22 protein-coding genes are annotated in these 26,139 nt (G+C 56.5%); 14 read left to right on the top strand and 8 right to left on the bottom strand.

The annotated features are described in order from the left end of the window. Positions 1 to 178 precede the first annotated feature (178 nt). Positions 179 to 1,360, top strand: a complete 1,182-nt coding sequence (locus tag ACE1BR_RS17995; protein ID WP_374872681.1) for an NnrS family protein — start codon at positions 179 to 181, stop codon at positions 1,358 to 1,360. Between the two features lie 16 nt (positions 1,361 to 1,376). Here the strand turns inward: ACE1BR_RS17995 and ACE1BR_RS17990 are convergent, their stop codons facing one another. Next, positions 1,377 to 1,946: a helix-turn-helix domain-containing protein gene (locus ACE1BR_RS17990; protein ID WP_374872679.1), complete on the bottom strand. Its 570-nt coding sequence runs from the start codon at positions 1,944 to 1,946 to the stop codon at positions 1,377 to 1,379. A 119-nt stretch (positions 1,947 to 2,065) separates the two neighbouring features. Here ACE1BR_RS17990 and ACE1BR_RS17985 point away from each other — a divergent pair, with 119 nt between their 5' ends. Beyond that, complete coding sequence (locus tag ACE1BR_RS17985; protein ID WP_374872676.1) at positions 2,066 to 3,241, top strand: benzoate/H(+) symporter BenE family transporter; 1,176 nt, start codon at positions 2,066 to 2,068, stop codon at positions 3,239 to 3,241. Positions 3,242 to 3,361: 120 nt separating this feature from the next. Then, entirely contained in the window at positions 3,362 to 4,426 is a 1,065-nt protein-coding gene (locus tag ACE1BR_RS17980; RefSeq protein WP_374872673.1) for a DUF3103 family protein, read from the top strand. A 63-nt stretch (positions 4,427 to 4,489) separates the two neighbouring features. On the opposite strand, the gene metF is transcribed toward ACE1BR_RS17980, so the two are convergent. Beyond that, a complete protein-coding gene (gene metF / locus ACE1BR_RS17975; protein ID WP_374872670.1) occupies positions 4,490 to 5,380 on the bottom strand; it encodes a methylenetetrahydrofolate reductase in 891 nt (296 codons plus the stop codon). 327 nt (positions 5,381 to 5,707) lie between these two features. Between metF and ACE1BR_RS17970 the strand changes: the two genes are divergently transcribed. Beyond that, positions 5,708 to 6,508, top strand: a complete 801-nt coding sequence (locus ACE1BR_RS17970; RefSeq protein ID WP_374872668.1) for a GNAT family N-acetyltransferase — start codon at positions 5,708 to 5,710, stop codon at positions 6,506 to 6,508. Between the two features lie 65 nt (positions 6,509 to 6,573). Here the strand turns inward: ACE1BR_RS17970 and ACE1BR_RS17965 are convergent, their stop codons facing one another. The 5 genes from ACE1BR_RS17965 to uvrA form a co-directional block, all read right to left on the bottom strand. Beyond that, positions 6,574 to 8,022, bottom strand: a complete 1,449-nt coding sequence (locus ACE1BR_RS17965; RefSeq protein ID WP_374872666.1) for an ABC transporter substrate-binding protein — start codon at positions 8,020 to 8,022, stop codon at positions 6,574 to 6,576. Positions 8,023 to 8,030: 8 nt separating this feature from the next. After that, positions 8,031 to 10,010 (bottom strand): methyl-accepting chemotaxis protein, encoded by a 1,980-nt coding sequence (locus tag ACE1BR_RS17960; RefSeq protein ID WP_374872664.1) that lies wholly within the window; start codon positions 10,008 to 10,010, stop codon positions 8,031 to 8,033. A 231-nt stretch (positions 10,011 to 10,241) separates the two neighbouring features. Further along, positions 10,242 to 10,841: an OmpW family outer membrane protein gene (locus ACE1BR_RS17955; protein ID WP_374872662.1), complete on the bottom strand. Its 600-nt coding sequence runs from the start codon at positions 10,839 to 10,841 to the stop codon at positions 10,242 to 10,244. Between the two features lie 456 nt (positions 10,842 to 11,297). Further along, positions 11,298 to 12,971, bottom strand: a complete 1,674-nt coding sequence (locus ACE1BR_RS17950; RefSeq protein WP_374872660.1) for a diguanylate cyclase — start codon at positions 12,969 to 12,971, stop codon at positions 11,298 to 11,300. Between the two features lie 112 nt (positions 12,972 to 13,083). Beyond that, positions 13,084 to 15,912 carry an excinuclease ABC subunit UvrA gene (uvrA, locus tag ACE1BR_RS17945; RefSeq protein ID WP_374872658.1) on the bottom strand — a complete coding sequence of 943 codons (2,829 nt, stop codon included), beginning with the start codon at positions 15,910 to 15,912 and terminating at the stop codon, positions 13,084 to 13,086. A gap of 384 nt (positions 15,913 to 16,296) precedes the next feature. Between uvrA and ACE1BR_RS17940 the strand changes: the two genes are divergently transcribed. Both ACE1BR_RS17940 and ACE1BR_RS17935 read left to right on the top strand, forming a co-directional pair. After that, positions 16,297 to 16,878, top strand: a complete 582-nt coding sequence (locus tag ACE1BR_RS17940; protein ID WP_374872656.1) for a single-stranded DNA-binding protein — start codon at positions 16,297 to 16,299, stop codon at positions 16,876 to 16,878. Between the two features lie 151 nt (positions 16,879 to 17,029). After that, entirely contained in the window at positions 17,030 to 17,773 is a 744-nt protein-coding gene (locus ACE1BR_RS17935; RefSeq protein ID WP_374872654.1) for a substrate-binding periplasmic protein, read from the top strand. A gap of 73 nt (positions 17,774 to 17,846) precedes the next feature. Here ACE1BR_RS17935 and ACE1BR_RS17930 read toward each other — a convergent pair whose 3' ends face one another. After that, positions 17,847 to 17,969: a hypothetical protein gene (locus tag ACE1BR_RS17930; protein ID WP_111809286.1), complete on the bottom strand. Its 123-nt coding sequence runs from the start codon at positions 17,967 to 17,969 to the stop codon at positions 17,847 to 17,849. A gap of 462 nt (positions 17,970 to 18,431) precedes the next feature. Here ACE1BR_RS17930 and ACE1BR_RS17925 point away from each other — a divergent pair, with 462 nt between their 5' ends. The 8 genes from ACE1BR_RS17925 (at position 18,432) to ACE1BR_RS17890 (ending at position 26,072) form a co-directional block, all read left to right on the top strand. After that, a complete protein-coding gene (locus ACE1BR_RS17925) occupies positions 18,432 to 19,334 on the top strand; it encodes a cation diffusion facilitator family transporter (RefSeq protein ID WP_374872652.1) in 903 nt (300 codons plus the stop codon). A 146-nt stretch (positions 19,335 to 19,480) separates the two neighbouring features. Further along, positions 19,481 to 19,765 carry a DUF3811 domain-containing protein gene (gene yjbD / locus ACE1BR_RS17920; protein ID WP_374872650.1) on the top strand — a complete coding sequence of 95 codons (285 nt, stop codon included), beginning with the start codon at positions 19,481 to 19,483 and terminating at the stop codon, positions 19,763 to 19,765. A gap of 534 nt (positions 19,766 to 20,299) precedes the next feature. Further along, complete coding sequence (cspA, locus tag ACE1BR_RS17915; RefSeq protein ID WP_005316548.1) at positions 20,300 to 20,512, top strand: RNA chaperone/antiterminator CspA; 213 nt, start codon at positions 20,300 to 20,302, stop codon at positions 20,510 to 20,512. Positions 20,513 to 20,816: 304 nt separating this feature from the next. After that, positions 20,817 to 22,175, top strand: coding sequence for an NCS2 family permease (locus ACE1BR_RS17910; protein ID WP_374872647.1), 1,359 nt, complete (start codon positions 20,817 to 20,819; stop codon positions 22,173 to 22,175). 238 nt (positions 22,176 to 22,413) lie between these two features. Beyond that, on the top strand, positions 22,414 to 23,484 hold the full coding sequence (gene dhaK / locus ACE1BR_RS17905) for a dihydroxyacetone kinase subunit DhaK (protein WP_374872645.1): 1,071 nt from the start codon (positions 22,414 to 22,416) through the stop codon (positions 23,482 to 23,484). A 15-nt stretch (positions 23,485 to 23,499) separates the two neighbouring features. After that, a complete protein-coding gene (gene dhaL / locus ACE1BR_RS17900) occupies positions 23,500 to 24,129 on the top strand; it encodes a dihydroxyacetone kinase subunit DhaL (RefSeq protein WP_374872642.1) in 630 nt (209 codons plus the stop codon). A gap of 1 nt (position 24,130) precedes the next feature. After that, the gene (dhaM, locus tag ACE1BR_RS17895; protein ID WP_374872639.1) at positions 24,131 to 24,847 is read left to right on the top strand and encodes a dihydroxyacetone kinase phosphoryl donor subunit DhaM; all 717 of its coding nucleotides are present in this window, start codon (positions 24,131 to 24,133) and stop codon (positions 24,845 to 24,847) included. 142 nt (positions 24,848 to 24,989) lie between these two features. Beyond that, a complete protein-coding gene (locus tag ACE1BR_RS17890) occupies positions 24,990 to 26,072 on the top strand; it encodes a glycerol dehydrogenase (protein WP_374872637.1) in 1,083 nt (360 codons plus the stop codon). Positions 26,073 to 26,139 lie beyond the last annotated feature (67 nt).

Raw genomic sequence — 26,139 nt, 5'->3', positions numbered from 1 at the left:
AGCCGCGCCGGGATGACAAGGGCTTTTTCAGCAAAAAAGTTCGTTCGCTCAGATATCAAACAATCACGTCTTTTTTTGTTCAAAATGGCATCAACCCTGACTATTGCCGGATTTAAATTGAACATTTGAAAAGTCAATTTTATAATTGGCACTTAAAATGTTCAATTGGAATGCCCTCATGCATCAGATCCTCGATAGCCGCAAAGAAGAGCAAATCGTCCCGCTGTTCCGCTTGGGATTTCGCCCCTTCTTCTTGTTTGGGGCGCTGTTTGCTGCCGTCGCTATGCTGCTCTGGCTGGGACAGCTCAACGGTTGGCTAACCTTGCCTGGAATTGCCAACCCTGTCTGGTGGCATGGCCATGAGATGCTGTTTGGTTTCGGTGCCGCCATCGTCGCGGGCTTTCTGCTTACGGCGGTACAGAACTGGACGGCCCATCCCGGCGTTCGGAGCTGGCCATTGGCACTGGTGGTGGGGCTATGGATGTTGCCAAGGGCGTTGTTACCCTGGCTGGGTGAGGGCAATACGCTCCTGATGGTGGCAGACCTGCTCTGGCTGCCGCTTTGTGCCTGGTTCCTCGCCAAGCCTATTCTGCTCACCCGGCAATGGCGTAACCTGTTCTTCGTACCCCTGTTGCTGATACTGACCTTGCTCAATGGGGTCAGCTGGTTGTGGCATGCAGAGTGGACCACAGTCGAACATCTGCTGATCACCACGGTGCTGTTATTCACCACCCTGATCGCTGTGATGGGCGGAAGGGTTATTCCGTTCTTCACTGCCCGAGCGACCGGCCAGGATAAAGCGACGCCTCTGCTCTGGCTGGAACGGGCCACGCTCGCAGCACAGTGGCTTATCTTGCTGCTCTGGCTACTGTTGCCCACCCAGTGGGTCACCAGCATATATATAGTGGCGGCGAGTTTGCATCTGTGGCGACAACTGCGTTGGCATCTGCCATCGACCCTTGTGCATCCCCTGCTGTGGTCCCTTCATCTCGCCTATCTGTTTATTCCCCTTGGCCTGCTCGCCCTTGCGGCACATAGCGCGGGGCTGCCTATTACGCTGTCAATGGCCAGCCATCTGCTCAGTGCAGGCTGCATGGGCACCATGATCCTGGGAATGATTGCGCGAGTATCCCTCGGCCACAGCGGTCGGGCTCTGCAGGTGGTGCGCAGGATCACTGTTGCATTTGCCCTGGTCATAGTTGCAGCCGTGACCCGGGTGGTAATTCCACTACTCTGGCCTGCTTTCACTCTGCAGGGCTGGAACGTCAGTGCTCTTGCCTGGATCGCCGCCTATGGTCTGTTTGTCTGGGTCTACACCCCGATACTGACCGGCCCCAGAGCAGATGGCCGACCGGGTTGATACCAGCGGACCATGCTCAGGGCTTGGCGACCGGATAGTGGATCAGGTTGTGAAAGGTAGCCGGAGCAACCCCCAGATTGCGATAACCGTGAGGGCGGTCGGCAGCAAAACGTACCGCCTCTCCTTGCACCAGAGGGTGCCACTCTCCTTCCACCAGCACCTCCATCACACCGCTAATAGCAATAACGTGCTCGGTCACCCCCGCCTCGTGGGGCTCGGATTCACGTTGATAACCCGGCAGCAAGATCAACTCCAGTAACTCAAAGCCAAATCGCTTTTCATAAGGAAAAAGAGGTGCCACCTGCATGCCCTCTCCTGCTGGCTGCTGGCGAATGGCATCGGCGGTGCGATAGAGCGTCTCTCCCTGGATGGCTGGTGTGGGCTCAATAAAACTGGAAAAAGAGACGCGAAAACCAGTCGCAATTTTCCACAACGTCGCCACCGTCGGGCTCGATTCGCCCCGCTCAATCTGACCCAACATTGCCTTGCTGACGCCAGTCTCGCGCGCTGCAGCATCAAGGCTCCAGCCCCGTTCACATCGCAGTTCCTTCAGGCGACTAGCCAGATGCTGATTCATCTCTTGCATAACAGCCTCTTTATCATTCCGGCATAACGTGCCTTGTGCGCTATAACGCACAAGGTTATAGTCGAGACCATATTGTACGTAATAACGCACAGTGCGTCACAATGCCTAGAGGATATTCAATGCCTTTCGCCCTCCCCCATATAGTCGCAGGCTTTATTGCCGTTCTGGTCGGCTACACCAGCTCCGTGATTCTGATTATCCAAGCTGCTACTGCAGCGGGGGCCGATACCGCCCAAATCGCCTCCTGGCTTTGGGCGCTAGGCATAGGAATGGGGGTCACCTGCATCTGCCTCTCCCTCTATTACCGCATGCCCGTGCTAACCGCATGGTCAACCCCTGGTGCAGCGCTACTGATAACCAGTCTGGGTCACTTCACCCTGACCGAGGCGATCGGGGCCTTTGCGATCTCCTCCCTCCTGATCACTTTGTGTGGCATCAGCGGCTGGTTCGACCGTCTGATGAGGCATATCCCGGCACCGCTGGCTGCAGCTATGCTGGCCGGAATACTGCTCAGATTTGGACTGGATCTGTTCAAAATTGCCCCGCAAGACCCCTTGCTGCTTGGCGTGCTGCTGCTCGCTTTTCTGCTAGGCCGCCACCTCTGGCCCCGTTACACCATGGTATTGGTACTGGCACTGGGCATTCTGATCTGCAACTTGCGAGGAGAGCTACAGCTGGACACCATTCACTGGCAACTCGCCAGCCCCATCTGGATTTGGCCAACCTTCTCCCTCGACGCCCTTTTTGGCATCGCACTGCCACTGTTTATTGTCACCATGACCTCCCAAAACATGCCGGGCGTGACCATATTGCGAGCTCATGGCTATCAACCAGCCACCTCCTCACTGATCGGCTGGACGGGGCTAACCGGCGTGTTACTCGCCCCATTTGGTGGCTATGCCTTCAACTTGGCAGCCATTACCGCCGCCATCTGCATGGGGAAAGAGGTAGATCCGGATGCCAACCGCCGCTGGCCTGCGGCTATCTGGGCTGGCGGCTTTTATCTCTTGACCGGCTGTTTCGGCGCCACCGTCGCCACCTTGTTTAGCGCTTTTCCAGCAACGCTGGTCACCTGTGTCGCTGGACTGGCACTACTTGGCACCATCGGCAGCAGTCTCCACTCGGCATTACAACAGGATGAGGCACGCGAAGCGGCGCTGCTCACCTTTGTCATTACAGCGTCCGGGATCAGTCTGCTAGGCATCGGTGCTGCCTGCTGGGGTCTGGTGATCGGGCTTGCTCTGCATCAGCTCCATTTGTATCGACAAAGCAACCAATTTACTCTCAAACCGTGATGGCCTGCGCAAGATCCAAACAAATTAGTTCACAGGAGAAACTAATTACCCTCTAGTGGAGTCAGGGACGATGCTTCCCGGACATGATGCCCCGTCAGGTTCACGCAGCGGAGAATAATAATGAAACATCAGGCTCTCATATTGTTATTGGCGCTTCTGAGCGCCAGCACGGCACACGCCGCCGACGCAGACAGAGAGCTGGCTCGCCAGCTCGCATTGCAGCAGAAAGACCTGCAACCCTTGCTGAGCAATCAGCAATACCAAAGCCCGCTTCCCAACTTGCTGCAAAAGGCCAGCCCACGACTCAAACGTCAAGCGACTGACGCCAACCAGGCTGCCATCAGCCGGCAAGGACTGGATGGTGAGGTCAAGCAGCTGATGCAGTTGCGACTGGCCAACACCGAACAGGCGGCGGCACTGCAACAAGGGGTCGAACCGCTGATCGCGTATGTACCGAGTGGAGATGAGAAAAGCTGGAGCGCCATCGAAGCATTCGACAACGCGGGCAACCCCGTCTATCTGGATGTAGACAAAGCACCGGCTCGGCCAGTTCTGGTGGTTGAAGCCGATCCCGTCAAAGCTAAAAATGCAGGCTTGAGGGTAATGCGCAGAGCGCTGGCCAATGCTGACCTTCAAAGCTCCCCGCAAGCAGCGACCAGTACAACCCCCCTCAAAACAAGCATTTTGAAGAAAATCAGACTCAAAGATGATCAGGAGCCTTGGCTGCTCGGGGCTGCAGAAGTCTATGCGGTTGTCGCCGGAGTCAATCCCAGCCGGGATGAGCCTGTGGTCGATATCGTCGATATGCCCTACCTCGACTATGACAATACCGATTACACCCCAAACCAGATCCTGGTCTACTGGGATCGCTATCGCTGGGGGGCGGTCGATGTGGTGATGATGGAGCAGGATGACAACGTCAACTACAAGGAGCTAAGCGCCCTGCTGATTGATGCCCTCAAGCTGGGTTTTACGGCCGGAGGCGTACCAGAGGCTCTGCCCGCCCTCGATCTCGGCGGCCGCATCATCAAAGCGCTGCCTGACTCCTGGATGACCAATAACGATGACTATCTCGATACCTTCTACACCCTGGAGCAGGATCAGAGCTATCACCAGTATCCGGGAGCGGCTGGCAATGCCGTTATCGATCTTGAACCGAAAGAGATCGCCCCCACCAGACCCTGAGTGGCCATAACAAAAAAGCCAATGAGTAACTCATTGGCTTTTTGCTTTTACAAGCGTTGTCACTTAGCCCTTGGGCCGAACTCCCAGGGTATGGCAGATGGCATAGGTCAATTCGGAGCGGTTCAGGGTATAGAAGTGGAAATCTTTCACCCCCTCCTGGCTCAGCACCCTCACCTGATCAATCGCGATGCTCGCCCCCACCAGATTGCGGGTCATCTGATCATTATCCAGCCCTTCAAAACGCTGATGCATCCAGCGCGGGATCTTCACGTTGGTGAAGCCGGCAAACTTGGCCAAGGTCTGATAATTGGAAACAGGCAGGATCCCCGGCACGATTTCGGCATCGATACCGATGGCAGCACAGCGATCGCGAAAACGCAGATAGGTCTCCACATCGAAGAAGAACTGGGTAATAGCGCGGTTGGCACCAGCATCGATCTTGCGCTTCAAGTTGAGCAGATCCGACTGTGCGCTCTTCGCTTCCGGATGACCTTCCGGATAAGCCGCTACCGAGATATCGAAGTCAGCTTCAGCCTTGAGCAGAGCAACCAGATCGGTGGCATACATCTCGGGCTTCTCCAACCCCTGAGGCAGATCTCCACGCAGGGCCACGATATGGCGAATACCACTGTTCCAGTAGTCACGAGCAATGGTTCGCAGCTCGTCGCGGCTGGCATCGATACAGGTCAGGTGTGGTGCCGCAATCAGGCCGGTGCGCTCCTTGATATCCTTGATCACCTTGTGAGTGCGATCCCGGGTGCCGGAGTTAGCACCATAGGTAACGGAGACAAACTTGGGCTCCAGCACTTTCAGCCGCTCAATGGACTGCCAGAGGGTATTCTCCATCCCTTCACTGTTGGGTGGAAAAAACTCGAAACTGACCGATATATCGCCGTTTAAATCAGCCAGACTCTGGTTGAGTGCCTCAACCTGGCGCGCACTGTGAAAACCCATCTGCTCTTCTCCCTGTCCTGCAATCCATCTAAGCACGCCGAAACGGATGTTTGGACGTCTAAACGTCTTTATATTTATGAGTAAAGCGGCACAAAGTCAACAGCGATTTACCTTAACCCTCTCGGACCATACTCATATTTATAAAATTAACGGTAAGTAACCAGAAAGTGCCATCCCAAAATTGCCACAGCCGAGTTATGATGGCGCCAGATCGTCCTGGACGTTCTGAATCTGCGTGTGATTGTTTGGCCGGAGGTTTCTCCGGCCCCTTTTCATCTATTTCCCTCTCCTGCCGATAACAACTTGAGTCTTCGCAGGAGCACCATCATGGATACCCACCCAGGCTTTGCCACCGACTTGCTGTTTGATCGCTATCAGGGCGAAGTCACTCAGTACGAACAGTTCTGGGCGGTACGCACACCGGATGCTCCTGACTACTACTTCGGCAACTATCTTCTGCTCTCTTCTCCACCGAGCGACCGGGACAAAGGCTGGCTGGAGGCCACCTTTGATCAACTTATCGGCTACGACCCCAGAATTCGCCACCGCACCTTCCAGTGGCCATTGGCGGCGGGACAAAACAGCCGGATCGCCGGGTTTGTCGCCACCGGATATCAGTATCTGGAGTGCGTGGTGATGGCGCTTGACGAGCAAGGCTGGCAACCAGCAAGCCCCGCCCCCATTCCAGCAGAAGTACGGGCCTTCACTACCGCCGACTGGCAAGCGTGGCTCGACTTCGAACTCCATGAGCGGGATGAAGGGCATTCAAAAGAGAGCTACCTCCCCTACTTACGCTCCCGACAAGCGCTCTATCAGGCAATGATTGCCGATGGACTCGGTGACTGGTGGGGAATATGGCTGGAGGGGCAGCTGATCGCCAGCTGCGGCCTCTTCTTCAGCGACACCTTGGGGAGATTTCAGTTGGTACGTACTCACCAGGCTTGGCGCAACAAGGGCTTCTGTCGCCAGTTACTCTGTCATGTTGCCCGCCAAGGATTGGCTCGTGCCAAGCAACTGATTATTGTTGCTGACGAGCACTACCATGCCCAACGGATTTACCGCACATTGGGGTTTGTCCCGGTAGCCCGTATTGGCAGTCTCTGTCGCTGGCCTCATGAAACGCCATAGAGCAACCCACAACTGCTGCTAAATAAAAACGGGAGGCTGATGCCTCCCGCTTGTTATACAACGCCTTATTGCTGCGGCGCCTCCAGCTCGTTCGAGAGCGCCTGCTCCACGTCAGCCGAAGGCGCCGGTAGTGGCGCAGTCGCCGCAGATACTGGCTCCGCGGGAGTAGTAACAGAGGGTGCCGCCACGGCAGGCGTTTCACCTGTCGCAGGCGCTGCGGAGACCGCCACAGCTGGAACCTGTCCCGCATCGCACTGACAGTCTTGCCCCTTGGCTTTATTGCCCTGCTGGGGGACATACCACCCCTTGAGGCCATTTTCCAACCGCTCGGCAGCGGCCTTGGGCTCCATCTTGCCCAGCAACACGGCCTGACTCACCTCGGCCAGCTCATCTCCCAGCTTGGGTGTACCGCGGGAGAGGATCTGGGTCGCCACCCGAATAGTAGAATCACACTGGTCACGCCACTCCATCATCTCTTTGGCCGCCGGATTGGTGACATCAAAGAAGTGGTTGGAGAGGGAGAAGAAACCCGGCAGCGAGTTGGTATAGAGCTCGGCAAACTGGGGAGTGGTCAGCCACTGCAAGAAAGCCATGGCCCCCTCCTTGTTCTTGCTGGCCGGATTCATCCCCATGCCAATATCGGTATGGTCGGTAAAGAAGCAGCCATCCCCCTGTTTGGCCACCGGCGGACGCATCACCCCAAAGTCGACCTTACCGGTGAAGGGCGCGATCTCCCAGGAGCCCGCCACATAGAACGCGGCCTTGCCCGAGGTAAACAGCGCATTACTGGTGGCGTAATCGCGACTCTCGGCCCCATCGCCGAGATAGTCATGCCAGCGAGCCAGTTCATCAAACACCTTCACGTATTGAGGGTTGTCGATCCGCTCCTGCCCACCGATCAACGCCAGCCGGCCATCCTCTCCCTTCCAGTAGTTGGGACCGATATTTTGAAAACCCAGCTCGGAGGCAACCCAGCTCTCGGAACCGCTCATGGCCAGCGGCACATAGCGCCCATCGGCTTTGACCTTGTCCAGCACGGCAAAAAACTCGTCACGAGTTTGCGGCACAGTGAGCCCCAACTCACTGAAGATCTTCTTGTTATAGAAGAAACCATGGATCACCGACGCCATGGGTACGCAGAAAGTCTGAGCCCCCGAATCGGTCTGCCAGGGGGACTGAGCGAAGCTCGGGAAGTTCTCCATCCCCGCCATTTCAGTCAGCTCGGCCAGATGCCCCGCCTTGAACAGGGCGAGCGAATCATCAAACGGGCGACAAGTGATGAGATCGCCCGCCTTCCCTCCTTTCAGACTCTCCCACAAGCTCGGCATGTAGTTGACGTTCTGAACCGGGTGAAAACTCACCTTGATACCGGGATGAGAGGCTTCAAACGCCGGGATGATCTTCTGCTCCCACAACACCTTGTCGTCGGTACGCCAGCTCTCGATCACCAGTTCGCTGGCCATCAACTGACCACATAACAGGAGACTCAGGGCTCCAATCCACTTTTTAGACATAAGCCCTCCTAGACCTTGAAATGTGCAATCAGTTGTTGCTGCTTGGCGACCAGCTCAGCCAGCACTTCGCTACTGCTGGCTGATTCGCGCGCCTCTCGTTCGGTCTCGTATGCCACATCGGCAATACCGGCAATATGACGGGCTACACCCTGGCTGACCGAGATCTGCTCTTGGGCGGCATGGGCTACCTGATCGGCCATCGACTTGATGGCACTCATCCGATCGGCAATGGACTGCAAGGCCACATCCATCTCGCGGGTCTGATCGACACAGCTCTGAGTCTGCTCCTGGCTACGCCCCATCACCTCCACCACATGTTTGCTGGAGTTTTGCAGGTTCTCAATCATCCCCTGGATCTCTTCGGTCGAGGTCTGGGTACGATTGGCCAGCGCCCGTACTTCATCTGCGACCACCGCAAAACCACGCCCGGCATCACCAGCCCGGGCCGCTTCAATGGCAGCATTCAACGCCAGCAAGTTGGTCTGTTCGGCAATGCTGCGGATCACATCAAGGATGCTGCCAATATTGTTACTGAACTCACCTAACTTGTAGGTAATGCCGACCGCCTCTTCCATCGCACCAGCCAACTGTTCGGTGATCCGCCGGGTCGTCGCCACTTTCTGGCGGCCACTACGCGCCTCTTCATCGGCCAGATCCACCTCACGTTTGGTGCCATCGGTTGAACGAGCGACTTCAGTTGCGCTCACTTCAAGTTCGGTGATAGCTGCTGCAACCTGATCGGTCTGACTCTTCTGCTCCTGCACCCGGGACATGGCTCTATCACTGATCTCGGCCGCGCGGCTCGCCTCATCAACCAGATGGCGTGAGCCCGCATTGATCTGGGAGAGCAGCTCACCGGTCTTGCCAGCCAAAATATCGATAGAACGGGAGAGGTTGCCAAACTCGCAGTTGCTGCGGTAGTTGATGCGGCGGGTCATGTCACCGGCCGCCATGTAATCCAGCTCCTTATTGATCATCTGCAACGGGCGCTGAATGCTGCGCGCAGTGGTATAACCGATCACCAATGCCGCTGCGGCTGAAAGCGCGGCAACCACCAGGATCCAGAAGCTGGCGCTGCTAACCGCAGCATCGGCATGGATCCGGCTATTGCTGGCGATAGCGCCGGCAGACTTACCCATCTCATCGAGCAAATTCAGACTATTGACCAAACTGGCATCGAGCTGCTGATTCAGGCTTGCCAGTGACAGTTCCAGCTGCTGGGCCTGGCGCATGGTGGCCAGCAATCCCTGAGCACCGAGCGCCAGCTCCTGCATCCGATCCAGATTGGAGACAAAGCGTGCTTTCACATCATCCGGCACCAGAACCCGCTCAAGACGCTTGCGAGCCATCTCGATATCCTTACTCAACACCTTTTCCAGACCATTCAGATCTGTTTTGGCATCCGCACGACGGATATTTTTCAAATCACGGGCGATACCGGAGGTGATCAGCTCCGCCTTGTTGCGCATGGAACGCTTGCTGGCGGTCTGCTGCAACAGCAGATCTGCCGCCCACTGGTAGGTATCCTCAAGGCGGATAAATTCCATTTCCAACTTGCGGCGATGTTCAAGAGCATTAACCCACTGTCCGTGCTGACCCAACACTTGATCAGCCAAACCGTAGAACTGGTTCGTTGCGCCCTCGACTTGCTGGAACCGGGCACGAGCATCAGCCACCTCGGTAAATTTGCCCATCTCCTGACTGAGTTGGGCGAAGCGGTTCTGCTGTTCTTTGAACTTGCTGGCAAGCTGCGGTAACTGGGCAGCATCTTCGCTGGTACGATACACCAGCACCCAGCGGTTACTGTCTTGCAAAGCCCCCTTCAGATCGGCAACCGCCACCACCAAGGGGGTCGCCCGATCGGAAACGGCAGAGAGACCATCGTTTATACCCTTGATTTTAAAGGTACTGATCACGCCAAGCAGGATCAGCAACAGCAGCATCAACACGAATCCGGCGATGATCCGCTGCACAATAGATAAACCCATGGAGACATCCTCACTCATTGGGGGAAGGTAAAGTGAACATAGTCACTATCGGCACAGGTGGCGAATAACTGAGTGGGAAGAGGGAGTATTTTATTGATTTGTATGGTGTTGGATCACAATCTGTCACGACTTGGCTGACACAAAAAAGCCCGGCGCAAACCGAGCTAAAAGAGACGTACTTTACTGTTTTCCGTAGCCACCCAGTAAAGGTCAGCCACCAGAATCAGAACATTAGAATCGGTAGCCAGCGCCCACCATAAAGACCATAGGGTCAATCTTGGCGTTGATGGTACCCACTGATTGAGTGTGAACATCTGTATCGATATCCATGATCCAAGCCGAACCATTGACAAACCAACGATCGGTAATAGCCATATCGATACCTACTTGTCCGGCAACACCCCAAGAGCTATCCAGACTGATATCGTCATTTGCCAGCGGACCACGACCCTTCTCATCAAAGAAAGTGGTGTAATTCACACCAAGGCCAACATATGGGCGCACCTTGCTCTGGGCATCACCAAAATAGTATTGAGCCATCAGGGTCGGCGGCAAGTGCTTGACCTTGGCAACTTCGGTATCCCCCAGTTTCACAGAGTGGGAGAACGGTGTTGCAGCCAGTAACTCAACACCGAAGTTATCTGTCGCCATATAGGTCAGAGTTAAACCGAGCTGCATATTGTCATTGATCGTTAGATCAAGCGGGGAGGTACTCTCTTGTGGAGAGACAAATGCCAAACCACCACGAACCAGAATATCGCCAGCTTGGTGAGCCATAGCGAAGGGAGAGGTAACTGCAGCGGCAATCATCAGAGGAAGTAATTTTTTCATCACGTAATCCCTTTTTTTGTTTTCATTTGATGCTGTAAGCCTGCTGACTATATGCCCTTGTAAATGCAAAGTTATTGACTTGGAGCAAAAGTTGCACAGAAATAAATTGATTGAGGTGACACCTTTACCATCACCCCCATCTTGCCGCCACACCAGATACACAGCTGAAGATCAGATGTCACCGACCGTGAATGGCTGCGTAATCAAGGATAAAGGAGCGTGCCAAGCACATCTTTAAGTGGCAGCGGATGACGATTGATTGTTGTTAATCAAGGCAAACAAGCGTATTTTTGCGGCAATAAAGTTATCTGGAAGTAGTGCTTTGTTTATGACAAATAAGTCGCGATGGCAAAAAGTGGGAACCTTTCTCGCTGCCACCTGGGGGATCGGATCCTTTATCTTTATTCTGCTCGGTTTTATCGTCGCACTGGCCTATCTGGTTTTGGTAAGACAAGGCTAATCACTGTTTTCTGCTCGTTTTACCTGCAGATATTGACCCTCTACCAACTCGCTAGCCATCATAGTGGTAGCATCCGGGGAAAGTGACCCCGTATAGCCACACCACTGATTACGCCCTTCCTGTTTAGCCCGATAAAGAGCCATATCAGCCAATTTAAAGCTGTGACTCCAAAATGTATCGGGTATGGCAGGATGCAATGGGTAACGGCAAAATCCTGATGAAACAGTCAAACGTAATGGGTTCTCATCCTTGCCGAATCGATGCTGTGCCACTCGCTGCCTGAAATACTCGACCCGCAATGCCACCTCTTCATCTTCATCCACCTGCAACAGCAGTAAAAATTCCTCCCCGCCCAGACGGATAATCGGTTCAACCTCACTCACCACCAGTTTGCGCAACAGGTCGGCCAACTGACTCAATACCAGATCGCCAATATCGTGGCCCAACTGATCATTAATCCGCTTGAAGTGATCAAGATCCAGCAATAAGAGCAGGCAAGGACGGGAATAATGGGTATTTAACCAGCCATCCAGATAGCGTCGGTTGAAACAACGGGTCAAGGGATCAATGGAGGCAGCCCTCTCCATCTGGCTGGATTTGGCCAGTAGCTCATCATGCTGCAAGCTTACCTTGCTGGCCATCTCTCGGAATTTTCCACTCAGAGTCGCCATTTCAACACTGCTGTCGATATATGGGACCAAATTGGCATCAGGCCGATCGCCAAATCGCTGCAGTGCCGACACCAGTTGCTGCAAGGGCGTAAGCACGATGCTATTGAGCCGATACATGGAGAGCATGACGCACGAAAAACTGATAAACAGCATGCCGAAAAATGTCCAGATAGCCACCTCCAGCACACTACCCAATACTTTGCGCTCCTCCTCGATCACCAGCGTCAAGACGGGTTGGTGATCACTATTCAGCAACCGGACCTCTCCCCGCAACCGAGTCAGGCCCAGATCAATCAGACGGTAAGTCATATTGGATTTCAACGGTTTGAAGGTAGCACTGACATCCAGATTGGAATGGGAAATGGCCAGAGGCAGCGCTGTCCGCTCTGATACATGTTCCAGATAGTCTTGGTCTAACCAGCGCATTACCAGCAAGAAACCATTGAATGGCGCCGAATTGTCACTATTCCTGACTGGCTGCCAGGAGTACATCAAAGGACCCCACTGGGAGGCTCTGATGCCATGCAAGTTAACCCCCCCTTGCGCCACCGACTGCTCTCTTAACTGTTTTTTCAGCTCATCAAGGAAGTAGGGAAACTGATCCGGATTGATCCCGGGGGCGTCGGGTAGCAGAGTCCGGGTCCAGATCTCATAGCCATTAAGATCCATAAGACTCATCAGATTGAGGCTGAAGTCCCGCATTGGCATGTCATTAAACAGGTTGGCTTCAATGTAGCTTCGATTTTTACTGGCCAGAAATCGATGGCTGTCATCCCAAATCCCCCAGTCGCGACTAAATGCATCCAGCGCACTCACATCCGCCTGCACAGCCTTGCTCACGCGCAACAGATGCTCCGCCATTCGCTGCTCTTCAATTCGCGTAGCGGCAGAGACTTGCGCCCAGGCAAGCAGGATCAACAACAGCAGGATTGCCCCCAACCAAATGGGGAATATGGAGTAAGCCAACTGATGATCAATTGTCCGTGAAGAGTGAGCCATAAAGCGACATATCCATTGCTTGTGATGCTGCGACGCCATGCATCGCCAGAAACCTCCATGCTCCCGATTTTCATCATAAAAAAGGGGCCCAAGGCCCCTCGATTATAACGGTTTATCCCTTCAGCAAGGGCCGTAAGAAACGTGCGGTATGAGACTCTTGATTGTCGCATACCTCCTCCGGCGTCCCCGTCACCAGAATGCGGCCGCCACCGGCCCCCCCCTCCGGCCCCAGATCGACGATCCAGTCGGCGGTTTTGATGACGTCCAGGTTGTGCTCGATGATGACGATGGTATTACCGCGATCCCGCAACTGGTGCAGCACCTTGAGCAGCTGCTGGATGTCGTGGAAGTGCAGCCCGGTGGTGGGTTCATCCAGAATATAGAGAGTCTGACCTGTATCCCGCTTGGATAGCTCCCGCGCCAGCTTGACCCGCTGCGCCTCACCGCCAGACAAGGTAGTGGCCGACTGGCCAAGGCGGATATAGGAGAGGCCCACGTCCATCAGGGTCTGCAGCTTGCGCGCCACTGCTGGCACCGGATCGAAGAACTCGCGGGCATCTTCCACCGTCATCTCGAGGATTTCGTGGATATTCTTGCCCTTGTATTTCACCTCCAGGGTCTCGCGGTTATAGCGCTTGCCCTTGCAGACGTCACACGGCACGTAGACGTCCGGCAGGAAGTGCATCTCCACCTTGATGACCCCATCCCCCTGACACGCCTCGCAGCGACCGCCCTTGACGTTGAAGGAAAAACGGCCCGGCTGGTAACCGCGCGAGCGCGCCTCCTGGGTGCCGGAGAGCAGTTCGCGGATCGGGGTGAACAGACCGGTGTAGGTGGCCGGGTTGGAGCGCGGAGTACGGCCGATGGGGCTCTGATCGATGTCCACCACCTTGTCCAGATGCTCCAGCCCCTCGACGCTGCGATAGGGCGCAGGGGTGGATTCGGTCGCCTTATTCAGTTCACGGTGAGCGATGCGGAACAGGGTGTCATTGATCAGGGTCGACTTGCCGGAGCCGGAGACGCCGGTGACACAGGTCATCACCCCGATCGGCAGATCCAGGTTGACGTTGCGCAGGTTGTTACCGCTCGCCCCCTTGAGTTTCAGCCACTTGCCGGTGAGCGGAGTCCGCTCGGCGGGAATGGCGATCTGCTTGCGGCCGGAGAGGTAGTCACCGGTCAGCGACTCGGGATTATTGATGATCTCCTCCGGCGTGCCCTGGGCGACGATGGCACCGCCGTGCACGCCCGCCCCCGGGCCGATATCGAGCACATGGTCGGCGAGGCGAATGGCATCCTCGTCGTGCTCCACCACGATCACCGTGTTACCAAGATCGCGCAGGTGGGTAAGGGTCTTGAGCAACCGTTCGTTGTCACGCTGGTGCAAGCCGATGGAAGGTTCATCCAGCACATACATGACCCCCACCAGACCGGCACCAATCTGGCTCGCCAGCCGGATCCGCTGTGCTTCGCCACCGGAGAGGGTCTCAGCGCTGCGCGACAGGCTCAGGTAGTTGAGACCGACGTTCACCAGGAAACCGAGCCGCTCGACGATCTCTTTGAGGATCTTCTCGGCGATTTGGGCGCGCTGGCCGGTGAGGTTCAATCCTTCGAAGAAGGCCAGCGCATCACCGATGGACTGCTCGGCGATGGCCGGCAGGTTGCGGTTGTCGACGAAGACGTGACGTGCCTCCTCCCGCAGTCGGCTCCCACCGCAGCTGGTACAGGATTTGTTGGCGATGTATTTGGAGAGCTCTTCGCGCACCGAGTTGGATTCGGTTTCCCGGTAGCGCCGCTCCATGTTGTGCAAGATCCCCTCGAACGGGTGCTTGCGCACCACCACATCGCCGCGATCGTTCATGTAGCGGAACTCGATCTCGGTACGACCGGAGCCACGCAAGATCACCTCCTGGGTCTTGAGTGGCAGATCCTCCCACGGCGTATCCAGATCGAACTTGTAGTGTTCGGAGAGGGATTTCAGCATCTGGAAATAGTAGAAGCTGCGCTTGTCCCAACCACGGATGGCGCCGTTGGCCAGACTGATGGCAGGATCGCCGATCACCTTGGCCGGGTCGAAATATTGCTGCACCCCAAGACCGTCGCAGGTCGGGCAGGCTCCGGCCGGGTTGTTAAAGGAGAAGATGCGCGGCTCCAGCTCCGACATGGAGTAGCCGCACTCCGGGCAGGCGAAGTTGGCGGAGAAGGTCATGGGGGCAACCCCCTCCTCGCCATCCATCGGCACCACTAATACAATGCCGCCGGAAAGGGTCAACGCCGTTTCGAACGACTCGGCCAGACGCAACGCCAGGTCATCGCGCACCTTGAAGCGATCCACCACCACCTCGATAGTGTGCTTCTTGTGCAACTCCAGAGTCGGAGGATCGGAAAGATCGCACACCTCGCCGTCGATGCGGGCACGGATGTAGCCCTGCGCCGCCAGATTCTCCAGCAACTTGGCATGCTCACCCTTGCGATCGCGCACCACCGGGGCCAACAGCATCAGCTTGCTCCCCTCCGGCTGAGCCAGCACCTGATCCACCATCTGGCTGATAGTCTGGGCGGCGAGCGGAATGGCGTGGGTCGGGCAGCGCGGCTCACCAACCCGGGCGAACAGCAGACGCAGGTAGTCGTAGATTTCGGTGATGGTGCCGACGGTCGAGCGCGGGTTGTGGGAAGTAGACTTCTGCTCGATGGAAATAGCGGGCGAGAGCCCCTCGATGTGGTCGACGTCCGGTTTCTCCATCAGGGAGAGGAACTGGCGGGCGTAGGCAGAGAGCGACTCCACATAGCGGCGCTGCCCCTCGGCATAGAGGGTATCGAACGCCAGAGAGGATTTGCCCGAACCGGAGAGGCCGGTGACCACGATCAGCTTGTCGCGGGGCAGGGTCAGATTGATGTTCTTGAGGTTGTGGGTGCGAGCACCCCGGACCACGATCTTTTCCATCTTGTTGCACGCTCGATACGGAAACCTGAGCGAGTCAGTATGGCATAGAGACTACTGGATGAATAGACAGGCATTATCTATCGCCGTTATCCATTTTTACGATGGGATCTTTGCATTATCCGCTCATGTCAGGGAGGGGTTTCACTCAATCCCCCTGACCGCCAGCACCACTCGGATGAGGGTGCGCAGGGACGCGTCAGCTGTTACTATTGGGGGCTAAACGTGAGCCAGGTAATAAGTGAACATCAGCCTGATTGCTGCTACGGGTATAGAAAAACCATGTTGCTCAATACGATAACAGCATGGAACAGATAAAAACGCGGTAACTCATTTGGTTGGCCCAGGCTTGCTGCCTGGCCGGAATATAAAGGTGGAAGAGAGATTATGGCCAGTCGAGGCATCAATAAAGTCATTCTGATCGGTAACCTCGGGCAAGACCCGGAAGTACGCTACATGCCGAGTGGCGGTGCTGTGACCAACATCACTCTGGCCACCTCTGAAACCTGGCGCGACAAGCAGACCGGTGAGCAGAAAGAGCGTACCGAGTGGCATCGCGTCGTCTTCATGGGCAAGCTGGCCGAGGTCGCTGGCGAGTACCTGAAGAAAGGCTCCCAGGTCTATGTCGAAGGCAAACTGCAGACCCGCAAATGGCAAGATCAGAGTGGTCAGGAGCGCTACACCACTGAAGTGCTGGTCGACAGCTTCACAGGCGTCATGCAGATGCTGGGTGGCCGTCCGCAAGGTGGTCAGGGTATGGGCCAGAATATGGGTGGTCAATCCCAGGGCAACTGGGGCCAGCCGCAGCAGGCCATGCAGCAGCCGATGAACCAGCAGCGCCCGGCTCCGGCCCCGCAGCAAAACATGCAACCGCAAGGCGGTTATAGCCGTCCGGCACAACAGCCCCAGTCAGCCCCGCCGGTCTATAACGAGCCGCCGATGGACTTCGACGACGACATCCCGTTCTAAAAACATTGAAACGCAAAAAGACCCTGATTTATCAGGGTCTTTTTATTTATCCATGATCGTATTTTTTCCACCCAAGAGGGGTATGACTTTTTATGACCCGCCCCCTTACAGTGATAGATATTCTCGACAGGAACTCTTGGTGAGAGGTGCGATGAAACTGATTCCCCTTGTAGGGCTGCTACTGGTTAGCTTGCTACCAAGTCACTTGTTGGCCAAACAGCTCAAAGTAGGTGTCAGCTTTGCAATTCCGCCCTATGTGATTGAACAGCAAACCCGTGGTATAGAACTCGACCTGCTGAAAGAGGCATTCGTCGGTAGCGGCTATGAGCCCAGTTTCGAATTTCTGCCGCTAGAACGCACCTTCCGCATGTTCGAATCAGGCACGCTGGATGCCATCATCAACGTCAAAGAAGAGATGGTTGATCCAGACTTCCTGACCCATCCCGTCATCACGTTCCATAACAAGGTTTTCACCCTGGCCAACAACCGGGTCGGCACGATCGACGATCTGCAACGAATGAGAGTCACAGCTTTTCAGCGGGCGAGAATCATTCTCGGCAGTACCTTTGCCACCATGGCCAACCAGAACCCTCATTACGAGGAAGTCGCCAAGCAGCAAGGGCAGGTGCATCAGTTGCTACGTGGCAGGGTCGATGCCGTAGTACTTGAAGAGCGGGTGTTCAACTACTATCTGACACAATTGATTGCAGCCCCTCTGGCTGGTGAACACTACCACCCAGAGCTGGTTCGGCGTGCAGACCTCTTCCCACCCACCGTTTATCACTTCGCCTTTCGCTCGGCGGATGCCCGCCAGCTGTTTAATGCCCAACTCGCCACAATGAAAAGGGATGGCCGTTATCAGCAGATTTTCGAGGCATACGGCGCTGCGCCATGAACCACAAACATAAAAGCCAGCCCATAACAGGCTGGCTTTGTACTGGCTCCGAAGGAACAACAGTAAAGGAGCGTTACTTCATTGCGCTGCCGTTTTTCAGATCTGCTTTCTGACGTTTGGCCTCACGTTTCTCTTTCAGTGACATCTGCGGTTTTTTCTTGGCATCTTTGCCGTTGTGATGTTCTTTGTTACTCATCATCAAACTCCAAAAATGTTACCCAGACAGTTGGTTCCTCATGGGAGCCAGCATGTCATCCGAATCATTAACTTCGGTACGCTTAATGCGATGACACAGGGCCATCACCAAACCCAGCATACCCTCCACCTGCATCCGGATCCAGCCTCATTCTCAACCAAAAAAACGGCAGCCCGCCCTTTGGCAAATCAGACCGGGAGCCCATCGATACGAAAGGCCGAAAAAGAGTAATTCGCATTATTAAATGTTGTCAGCATTATATTAAAGTAGCGTTTCCCAGATATTTAATAGATAAATATAAATCCCTCTCATTATTTATTGCCTCTCAATTGACCACAATTTTAATAAGCATTCTCAATATCACCAGAAACATTAAGTTACAACGCTGAATAGGTTATTTCATTTCAGACCGATATAATGCGCACCACACTGAAATATCCTTGTTATTCAGGAAACGGTTACATGAACAGAAAAACCAGAGCCGCCATGGTGTCGGTCTGCTCCAACATCAGCCTGATCATCATGAAAGTGGTGGCCGGTATTGCCAGTGGCTCAGTCAGCATCATCTCCGAAGCGATTCACTCGGCCATGGACCTGGTGGCCGCCCTGATCGCCCTGTTCGCCGTGAAAAAGTCCGATCTGCCTCCCGATGATCGCCATCCTTATGGCCACGACAAAATTGAAAATGTCTCCGGCGTCATTGAGGCCCTGCTGATCCTGCTGGCTGCAGGCTGGATCATTGTCGAAGCCGTCGATAAGCTGATATCCCCCAGCGCCATCGAGAGCATTGGTTGGGGTGTGCTGGTCATGGTGATCTCGGCACTGGTCAACAGCGGTGTCTCGGCCTACCTCTACAAGGTGGCCAGAGAGGAGGAGTCCGTCGCACTGGCTGCCGATGCGCTCCATCTCAAGGCTGACGTGCTTACTTCAGCCGGTGTGGCAGCGGGTCTTGGGGGGATCTGGCTGGCAGGCCTGTTTGGCCACTCTCTCGCCATACTGGATCCGCTGGTCGCCATCGCTGTCGCCATATTCATTGTCAGAGAAGCGATCAGTATGCTCAATGAAGCTTTCCAACCACTGATCGATGAAAGCATGAGTCCCGAAGAGCTGGCGATGACCAGTCGCATCATCACCGAATGCTGCCCGAACGCCAGCGGCTTCCATGATCTGCGCAGTCGCCGTGCCGGTCGTCGTCGCCATATCGACTTCCACCTTACCCTGCCGCCGGAGATGAGCATCGGCGAAGCCCACGACATCTGTGATCGCATCGAGCACGCCATCATGCAGCAGTTGCCTCACGCCATCGTACTGATCCATGTCGAACCGGATGAGCAGGAAATGCCATCACCGCTCGCCATAAACTGAAATGTGGCAAACAGGCGGGAAAGTAGCAGCGAAATAACAGAAATTTGGCACGAACCCGCATTTTTGCGAACCGAAAGCCGATTGCATAAGAAGTGATCGGCACAACTGTGTTAGGGTATCTAACCACCCTGCCGCAGGAGCGCGCCGTGAAAAAGCTGGAAATGAAAGATCTGACCGAGGCTGAAAAAGCCGAGATAGCCCTGTTATTGCAAAAAGCACAAGCCAATGCAGACCACCAGCTGACCAACGGAGAGCGGAACAAGATCCGCGAAGAGGGTCGCCTGAAGGTGGTAGCCGATCGCGCCGAAGCGGCTAAAGCAGCCTCCAAGCTGGCTCGCGAGAAAGCCAAAGAGCGCGCCAAGAATCAGGTTCTGCCGGAAACCTTCAGCTGGATTGATTCTGTCAGCAACAAGTTTCGCAGCAAGCGCTGACCCCTGTTTTGATAACGCCCGCTCGCACTTGGTGCCGAGCGGGCGTTTGCGTTTCTGGCCCTTTAGCATGGCGCCAGTTGCCAACACCTGCTTCAACTAAAGAGGCCATACCACTCACCGCGACCTTTTCAGTTTTTTTCATATTTTTTGCCCCAACCGGCTACATAGTGAGGCTGAAAATGCCAAAGCAGACTTCACACAGGATGATATGAGTCCTTACTGATTTTGCTATGCAGTTGAAATACATCATATTTACTATAAAAAATGGGATTTTTGGCTGTTACAAATAATTAATATCGAGATAAAGTTTGCTTTAAAAATGAGAGCGTGTTTTAATCTTTCTCGATGGTTCGGCAGTTCAGACCTGATTATGTTAGGCAGTCATTTTAGTAAAGCAGTGATTAGCATAAGCGTTATCCTCGGATAATTCTTATCAAATAATTCTCCTTCTTTAGTGCTCCCCATACGTATTGCTGACGAAAAATCACAACTTGCCATCTTGGTGGCATTTCAACACTATTTAAGGAAATTATTATGTCTAACAAAATGACTGGTACCGTTAAGTTCTTCAACGCTGAGAAAGGTTTTGGTTTCATCTCCCCGGCTGACGGCAGCAAAGACGTGTTCGTACACTTCTCCGCTATCCAGTCCACCAGCTTCAAAACCCTGGACGAAGGTCAGCGCGTTGAGTTCACCATCGAGCAAGGCCAGAAAGGCCCGGCTGCTGCCAACGTAGTTGGTCTGTAATTCAAGCCGGAGCATGCTGCTGATGGCTCATGCCAACTGCTGACAGCTCTGCAAGAATTAAAAAAAACCCGCCTAGGCGGGTTTTTTGTTGCCCCTCTTTTTCCTCGCCAGTCTCTACTTTACCCAGCCATTTGATCCCTCTCTTACAACATTTCACCACTTGAGTCTGATGAACAGCCTCGAATGGACTCAAAATGTAAAATATTGACGAAAATATCAGGTTATCCGCTGTATTTGCCGTGAATTCTTGCTATTTTGCGCGCCACCAAAGCAAACGATTTCCTTCACACTTTCAGGATAAGTTATGGCAAAGCAAGATATGGCCAGCCACGGAGCAAAAGGCGGCTTTTTGGACTCTTATTTTTCCATTTCTGCGCGCGGCAGTAGTGTGCGCCAGGAGCTATTGGCCGGTTTGACCACCTTTTTAGCGATGGTCTACAGCATCATAGTGGTGCCAAACATGCTGGGTGCAGCTGGCTTTGATCAGGGCCCGGTGTTTGTCGCTACCTGCTTGATCGCCGCCTTCGGCTCCCTGTTGATGGGGCTGTGGGCCAAGCTGCCGATGGCTATCGGTTGCGCCATCTCCCTCACCGCCTTTACCGCGTTCAGCCTGGTGCTGGGTCAGGGGTTGAGCATCCCGGTCACCCTCGGCGCCATCTTCCTGATGGGGGTGCTGTTCACCCTGATCAGCGTCACCGGCGTGCGCCAGTGGATCCTGGACAACCTCCCCTCCGGCATCGCCCACGGCACCGGCATCGGTATCGGTCTGTTCCTGCTGCTGATCGCCACCAACGGCGTCGGCATGGTGATCAAGAACGAAGGGGCCGGACTGCCGGTACAGCTCGGTGAAGTGACCGCGTTCCCGGTCATCATGACGGTGCTGGGTCTGGCCGCCATCTTCGGTCTGGAGCGTCGCAAGGTGCCGGGCGGCATCCTGATGGTGATCATCGCCATCTCCATCATCGGCCTCATCTTCGACCCGAAAGTGACCTGGCAAGGCTTCTTCGCCATGCCGAGCCTGACCGGTGAGAAAGGTTCGCTGGTAGGCAGCATGGATCTGCTGGGCGCCCTCAATCCGGTGGTGATTCCGACCGTACTGGCACTGGTGATGACGGCCGTGTTTGACGCCACCGGCACCATCCGTGCCGTGGCCGGTCAGGCAGGCCTCATCAATGAACGTGGCCACATCATCAGCGGCGGTAAGGCCCTGACTGCCGACTCCGTCAGCAGCATGGTCGCTGGCGTGGTGGGTGGTGCTCCGGCTGCCGTCTACATCGAATCTGCCGCAGGCACCGCTGCCGGTGGCAAAACCGGTCTCACCGCTGCGCTGGTCGGCGTGCTGTTCCTGCTGATGATCTTCCTCTCCCCGCTGAGCTATCTGGTACCGGCTTACGCCACCGCACCGGCCCTGATGTACGTCGGCCTGCTGATGCTGGGCAACGTCACCAAACTGGACTTCAGCGACTCGGTAGATGCCCTCTCCGGCATGCTGTGCGCCGTCTTCATCGTGCTCACCTGCAACATCGTTACCGGTATCATGCTGGGCTTCGTGGCGCTGGTTATCGGCCGCCTGTTTGCTGCCGAGTGGAAGAAGCTGAACGTCGGCACCGTCATCATCGCCGTGGCGCTGGTCGTCTTCTATGTCGGTGGCTGGGCTATCTAACCCGTCCGCATATTCCGGTTATAGCGAAGGGCCCTGCGGGGCCCTTTTTCATGGCTGTGAGGCCGCTAACAGTTTCTCGCCCGTTTGCCCCGCGCCGTTTCAGATTGAAACACCACCCTCCCTTCCGCTGTTTCAAATCCGAACCAAATCGCCCGTCATTTTTATCCCTTTTTCTGTCGTTAGACTGGCTCCATCAACCATTTGCCCACCCGAGCGGTGGCAAGCCAAGGAGTGAGCCATGAAGAAACTGATCAATGCCGTCGATGCTGTGGTCCGTGAACAACTGATGGGGATGGCAGCCGCCCACCCCGAGCTCAAGGTCCGTATCGAACCCCACTACATTACCCGCGCCGACTCCCCCGTGATGGGCAAGGTGGCGCTGGTCTCCGGCGGTGGCAGCGGCCACGAGCCGATGCACGGCGGTCTGGTGGGCAAGGGGATGCTGGATGGCGCCTGCCCCGGCGAGATTTTCACCTCCCCGACACCGGATCAGATGTACGAGTGCGGCCAGGCCGTTGATGGCGGCGCGGGCGTGCTGTTTCTGGTGAAGAACTACACCGGCGACGTGCTCAACTTCGAGACCGCGGTCGAACTGCTGCACGGTGACGGGGTCAAGGTCGGCTTCTCACTGATCGATGACGACGTGGCTGTCAAAGACAGCCTCTATACCGCCGGTCGCCGTGGCGTTGCCACGACCGTGCTGTGCGAAAAACTGGTGGGGGCCGCAGCCGAAGCGGGCTATGACCTGACCCGCTGCGAGGCACTGGCCCGTCGCATCAACAACCAGAGCCGCACCATCGGCGTTGCTACCCACGCCTGTACCGTGCCTGCCGCTGGCAAGCCCTCCTTCACTCTGGCCGACAACGAGATGGAGTTCGGCGTGGGCATTCACGGCGAGCCCGGCATCGAGCGTCGCCCCTTCACCGACCTCAATACTCTGGTGGACGACATGTTCAGCGAGCTGGCGGACAACACCCCCTATGGCCGCACCCTTCGCCACTGGGACAGAGCCTCCGGCAGCTGGCAGGAAGAGCACACCTTTATCGAACCGCTCAACAGGGGTGATCGGGTTATCGCGCTGGTCAACAGTCTGGGTGGCACCCCCATCTCCGAGCTCTACGGCGTCTATGGTCGCCTCGCTACCCTGTGCGAAGAGGCTGGCATCCATCTGGTGCGCAACCTAATCGGCCCCTACTGCACCTCCCTCGACATGACCGGCATCTCCATCACCCTGCTCAAGGTGGATGATGAGTTGATGACCCTGTGGGATGCCCCTGTTCACACCCCCGCCCTGCGTCGCGGCTGCTAAGGAGACCTTACTCACATGCTAAGCAAACATCAGATCGTCAACTGGCTGCTCGACTGCGAACACATCTTTACCGAGCAGCGTGACTACCTCACCGCGCTGGATACCGACATCGGCGACGGCGACCACGGGCTCAACATGCAGCGCGGCTTCGCCAAAGTGGCCGAAAAGCTGCCCGCAGTGGCGGACAAGGATATAGGTCAGGTGCTGAAAACCACCGGCATGACCTTGCTCTCTTCGGTCGGCGGCGCCAGCGGCCCGCTCTACGGCACCTTCTTCATCCGGGCGGCGGCCAGCACCGACGCCTGCCAGAGCCTGAGCCTCAGTCAGTTGTGCAAAATGCTGAGCGATGGCGTCGAGGGGATCGTCTCCCGCGGCCGCGCCGAGCCGGGTGACAAGACCATGTGCGATGCCTGGTGGCCAGCACTGGCCGCCCTGCAACAGACGCAGCAGCAAGAGTTGCCCATCAGCGATGCGCTGGACAAGGCGGTGGCGGCAGCCGCTGCCGGTACCGAGGCCACCATCCAGATGCAGGCCCGCAAAGGGCGCGCCAGCTATCTTGGCGAGCGCAGCATCGGTCATCAAGACCCTGGGGCCACCTCGACCCTGCTGCTGCTGACCGCCCTGCGTGACAGAGCGAGGTTATGACATGATCGGAATCGTAGTTGTCTCTCACAGCGCCCTGCTGGCGGCCGGCTTGAAAGCGCTGGCCGACCAGCTCGGCAGCCCGGCCCGCCTGCTGCTGGCGGCCGGGGTCGATGACCCCGACCACCCCATCGGCACCGATGCCATCGCGGTGATGAGTGCGATTGAAGAGGCGGATGACGGCAGCGGCGTGCTGGTGCTGATGGACTTGGGCAGCGCCCTCCTGAGTGCCGAGACCGCCCTCGAACTGCTGCCCCCGGAGTTGAGCGCACGGGTGCGGCTCTGCCCCGCCCCGCTGGTCGAGGGCACTCTGGCCGCCGTGGTGGCGGCCGGTTCCGGCCTGACGCTGGACGAGGTAGCGGCCGAGGCACTCGGCGCGCTGAGCCCGAAACAGGCGATGCTGCCAGCCAGCGCTGCGCAGGCCGCCACTGAGACGGCCCCCGTTGCTGACGACGGCTGGCTGCGCTGCGAGGTGGTGGTGGATAACCCCCACGGCCTGCATGTGCGCCCCGCCGCCCGACTGGTGGCCGCCCTCAAACCCTTTGCCGCTGAACTCAAGCTGCAAAAGGGGGACAAAGAGGCCAATCCCCGCAGCCTGACCCGTCTCGCCATGCTCAACGTGCGTCAGGGCGACCAGCTCACCCTGCTGGCGCGCGGCGAGGATGCCACCGCCGCATTGACCTGCTTCCAGCAGCTGGCCGCCGAGCGGTTCGGCGACTGACGCCGCACGCCACTGTTTCAAGGTGCTGCACTCGCTCGCTGAGCCTGTGCAGCCCCCTGTCGTGCAAGTAAAGACGAAGGAGTCCCCGGCACTGCCGCCCCTTCGCCCCGATTCTTAATTCGTAAAGAGAGAGGGATAGAATATGGACCGCATTATCATCAGCCCCAGCAAATACGTGCAAGGCAACGGGGCCCTCGCCAATATCGGCAACTACGTTAAAGCGCTCGGCGCCAAGCCGCTTATTCTGGCCGACGCCTTCGTCACCAAGCTGGTAGGCGATACCGTGGCCACCAGCTTCCACGGCGCGGGGATCAAGCCGGAGTTCGACTGCTTCAACGGCGAGTGCTCCCGCCCCGAGATCGACCGCCTGCTGGCCCGCTGCAAGCAGACCCCGTTTGACGTCATCATCGGCATCGGCGGCGGCAAAACCCTGGATACCGCCAAATCGGTCGCCTTCTACCAGAAGGTGCCGGTGGTCATAGTGCCCACCATCGCCTCCACCGATGCCCCCACCAGCGCGCTGGCGGTCATCTACACCCCGGAAGGGCAGTTCAGCGAATACCTGATGATCCCGACCAATCCCAATATGGTCATCATGGATACCGGCGTGGTCTCCCGCGCCCCGGTACGGCTGCTGGTCTCCGGCATGGGGGATGCGCTCTCCACCTACTTCGAGGCGCGCGCCAACAAGGTGTCCGGTTGCAAGACCATGGCCGGTGGCGCCTCCACCCTGGCGGCGCAGGCCATCGCCGAGCTCTGCTACAAGACCCTGCTGGCCGATGGCTACAAGGCCAAGCTGGCGGTGGAGCAGGGGCTCTGCACCAAGGCGGTGGAGAACATCATCGAGGCCAACACCTATCTGAGCGGTATCGGCTTCGAGAGCAGCGGGCTGGCCGCCGCCCACGCCATCCACAACGGCCTGACCCAGCTGGCCGAGTGTCACCACCTCTACCACGGTGAGAAAGTGGCGTTCGGTACCCTGGTGCAACTGGTGCTAGAGAACGCCCCGATGGCGGAGATCGAGACTGTGCTGGCCTTCTGCCGCTCGGTGGGCCTGCCGACCAACCTGCATATGATGGGAGTCAAGGAGCTGGATATGGCGCGCCTGATGGAGGTGGCCAAAGCCTCCACCGCCGAGGGCGAAACCATCCACAACATGCCGTTCAAGGTCACCGCCGAGGATGTGCTGGCGGCCATCGTCACCGCCCACCAGCTGGGGCTGTAACCGCGCCAAGGCTAACCTTGCCATATAAAAACGGCCCCGCAACTGCGGGGCCGCTTCGTTTTCTGCG

This window comes from Aeromonas sp. MdU4, assembly GCF_041929505.1.
GTDB lineage: Bacteria > Pseudomonadota > Gammaproteobacteria > Enterobacterales > Aeromonadaceae > Aeromonas.
Note: the sequence above shows the minus strand (reverse complement) of the source record. Positions and strands in the feature narration are given on the sequence as shown.

Bases quoted from the DNA above. Each gene is read 5' to 3' on its own strand.
- ACE1BR_RS17995 (WP_374872681.1), top strand. From the start codon at position 179: ATGCATCAGATCCTCGATAGCCGCAAAGAAGAGCAAATCGTCCCGCTG.
- ACE1BR_RS17990 (WP_374872679.1), bottom strand. From the start codon at position 1,946: ATGCAAGAGATGAATCAGCATCTGGCTAGTCGCCTGAAGGAACTGCGA.
- ACE1BR_RS17985 (WP_374872676.1), top strand. From the start codon at position 2,066: ATGCCTTTCGCCCTCCCCCATATAGTCGCAGGCTTTATTGCCGTTCTG.
- ACE1BR_RS17980 (WP_374872673.1), top strand. From the start codon at position 3,362: ATGAAACATCAGGCTCTCATATTGTTATTGGCGCTTCTGAGCGCCAGC.
- metF (WP_374872670.1), bottom strand. From the start codon at position 5,380: ATGGGTTTTCACAGTGCGCGCCAGGTTGAGGCACTCAACCAGAGTCTG.
- ACE1BR_RS17970 (WP_374872668.1), top strand. From the start codon at position 5,708: ATGGATACCCACCCAGGCTTTGCCACCGACTTGCTGTTTGATCGCTAT.
- ACE1BR_RS17965 (WP_374872666.1), bottom strand. From the start codon at position 8,022: ATGTCTAAAAAGTGGATTGGAGCCCTGAGTCTCCTGTTATGTGGTCAG.
- ACE1BR_RS17960 (WP_374872664.1), bottom strand. From the start codon at position 10,010: ATGGGTTTATCTATTGTGCAGCGGATCATCGCCGGATTCGTGTTGATG.
- ACE1BR_RS17955 (WP_374872662.1), bottom strand. From the start codon at position 10,841: ATGAAAAAATTACTTCCTCTGATGATTGCCGCTGCAGTTACCTCTCCC.
- ACE1BR_RS17950 (WP_374872660.1), bottom strand. From the start codon at position 12,971: ATGGCTCACTCTTCACGGACAATTGATCATCAGTTGGCTTACTCCATA.
- uvrA (WP_374872658.1), bottom strand. From the start codon at position 15,912: ATGGAAAAGATCGTGGTCCGGGGTGCTCGCACCCACAACCTCAAGAAC.
- ACE1BR_RS17940 (WP_374872656.1), top strand. From the start codon at position 16,297: ATGGCCAGTCGAGGCATCAATAAAGTCATTCTGATCGGTAACCTCGGG.
- ACE1BR_RS17935 (WP_374872654.1), top strand. From the start codon at position 17,030: ATGAAACTGATTCCCCTTGTAGGGCTGCTACTGGTTAGCTTGCTACCA.
- ACE1BR_RS17930 (WP_111809286.1), bottom strand. From the start codon at position 17,969: ATGAGTAACAAAGAACATCACAACGGCAAAGATGCCAAGAAAAAACCG.
- ACE1BR_RS17925 (WP_374872652.1), top strand. From the start codon at position 18,432: ATGAACAGAAAAACCAGAGCCGCCATGGTGTCGGTCTGCTCCAACATC.
- cspA (WP_005316548.1), top strand. From the start codon at position 20,300: ATGTCTAACAAAATGACTGGTACCGTTAAGTTCTTCAACGCTGAGAAA.
- ACE1BR_RS17910 (WP_374872647.1), top strand. From the start codon at position 20,817: ATGGCAAAGCAAGATATGGCCAGCCACGGAGCAAAAGGCGGCTTTTTG.
- dhaK (WP_374872645.1), top strand. From the start codon at position 22,414: ATGAAGAAACTGATCAATGCCGTCGATGCTGTGGTCCGTGAACAACTG.
- dhaL (WP_374872642.1), top strand. From the start codon at position 23,500: ATGCTAAGCAAACATCAGATCGTCAACTGGCTGCTCGACTGCGAACAC.
- dhaM (WP_374872639.1), top strand. From the start codon at position 24,131: ATGATCGGAATCGTAGTTGTCTCTCACAGCGCCCTGCTGGCGGCCGGC.
- ACE1BR_RS17890 (WP_374872637.1), top strand. From the start codon at position 24,990: ATGGACCGCATTATCATCAGCCCCAGCAAATACGTGCAAGGCAACGGG.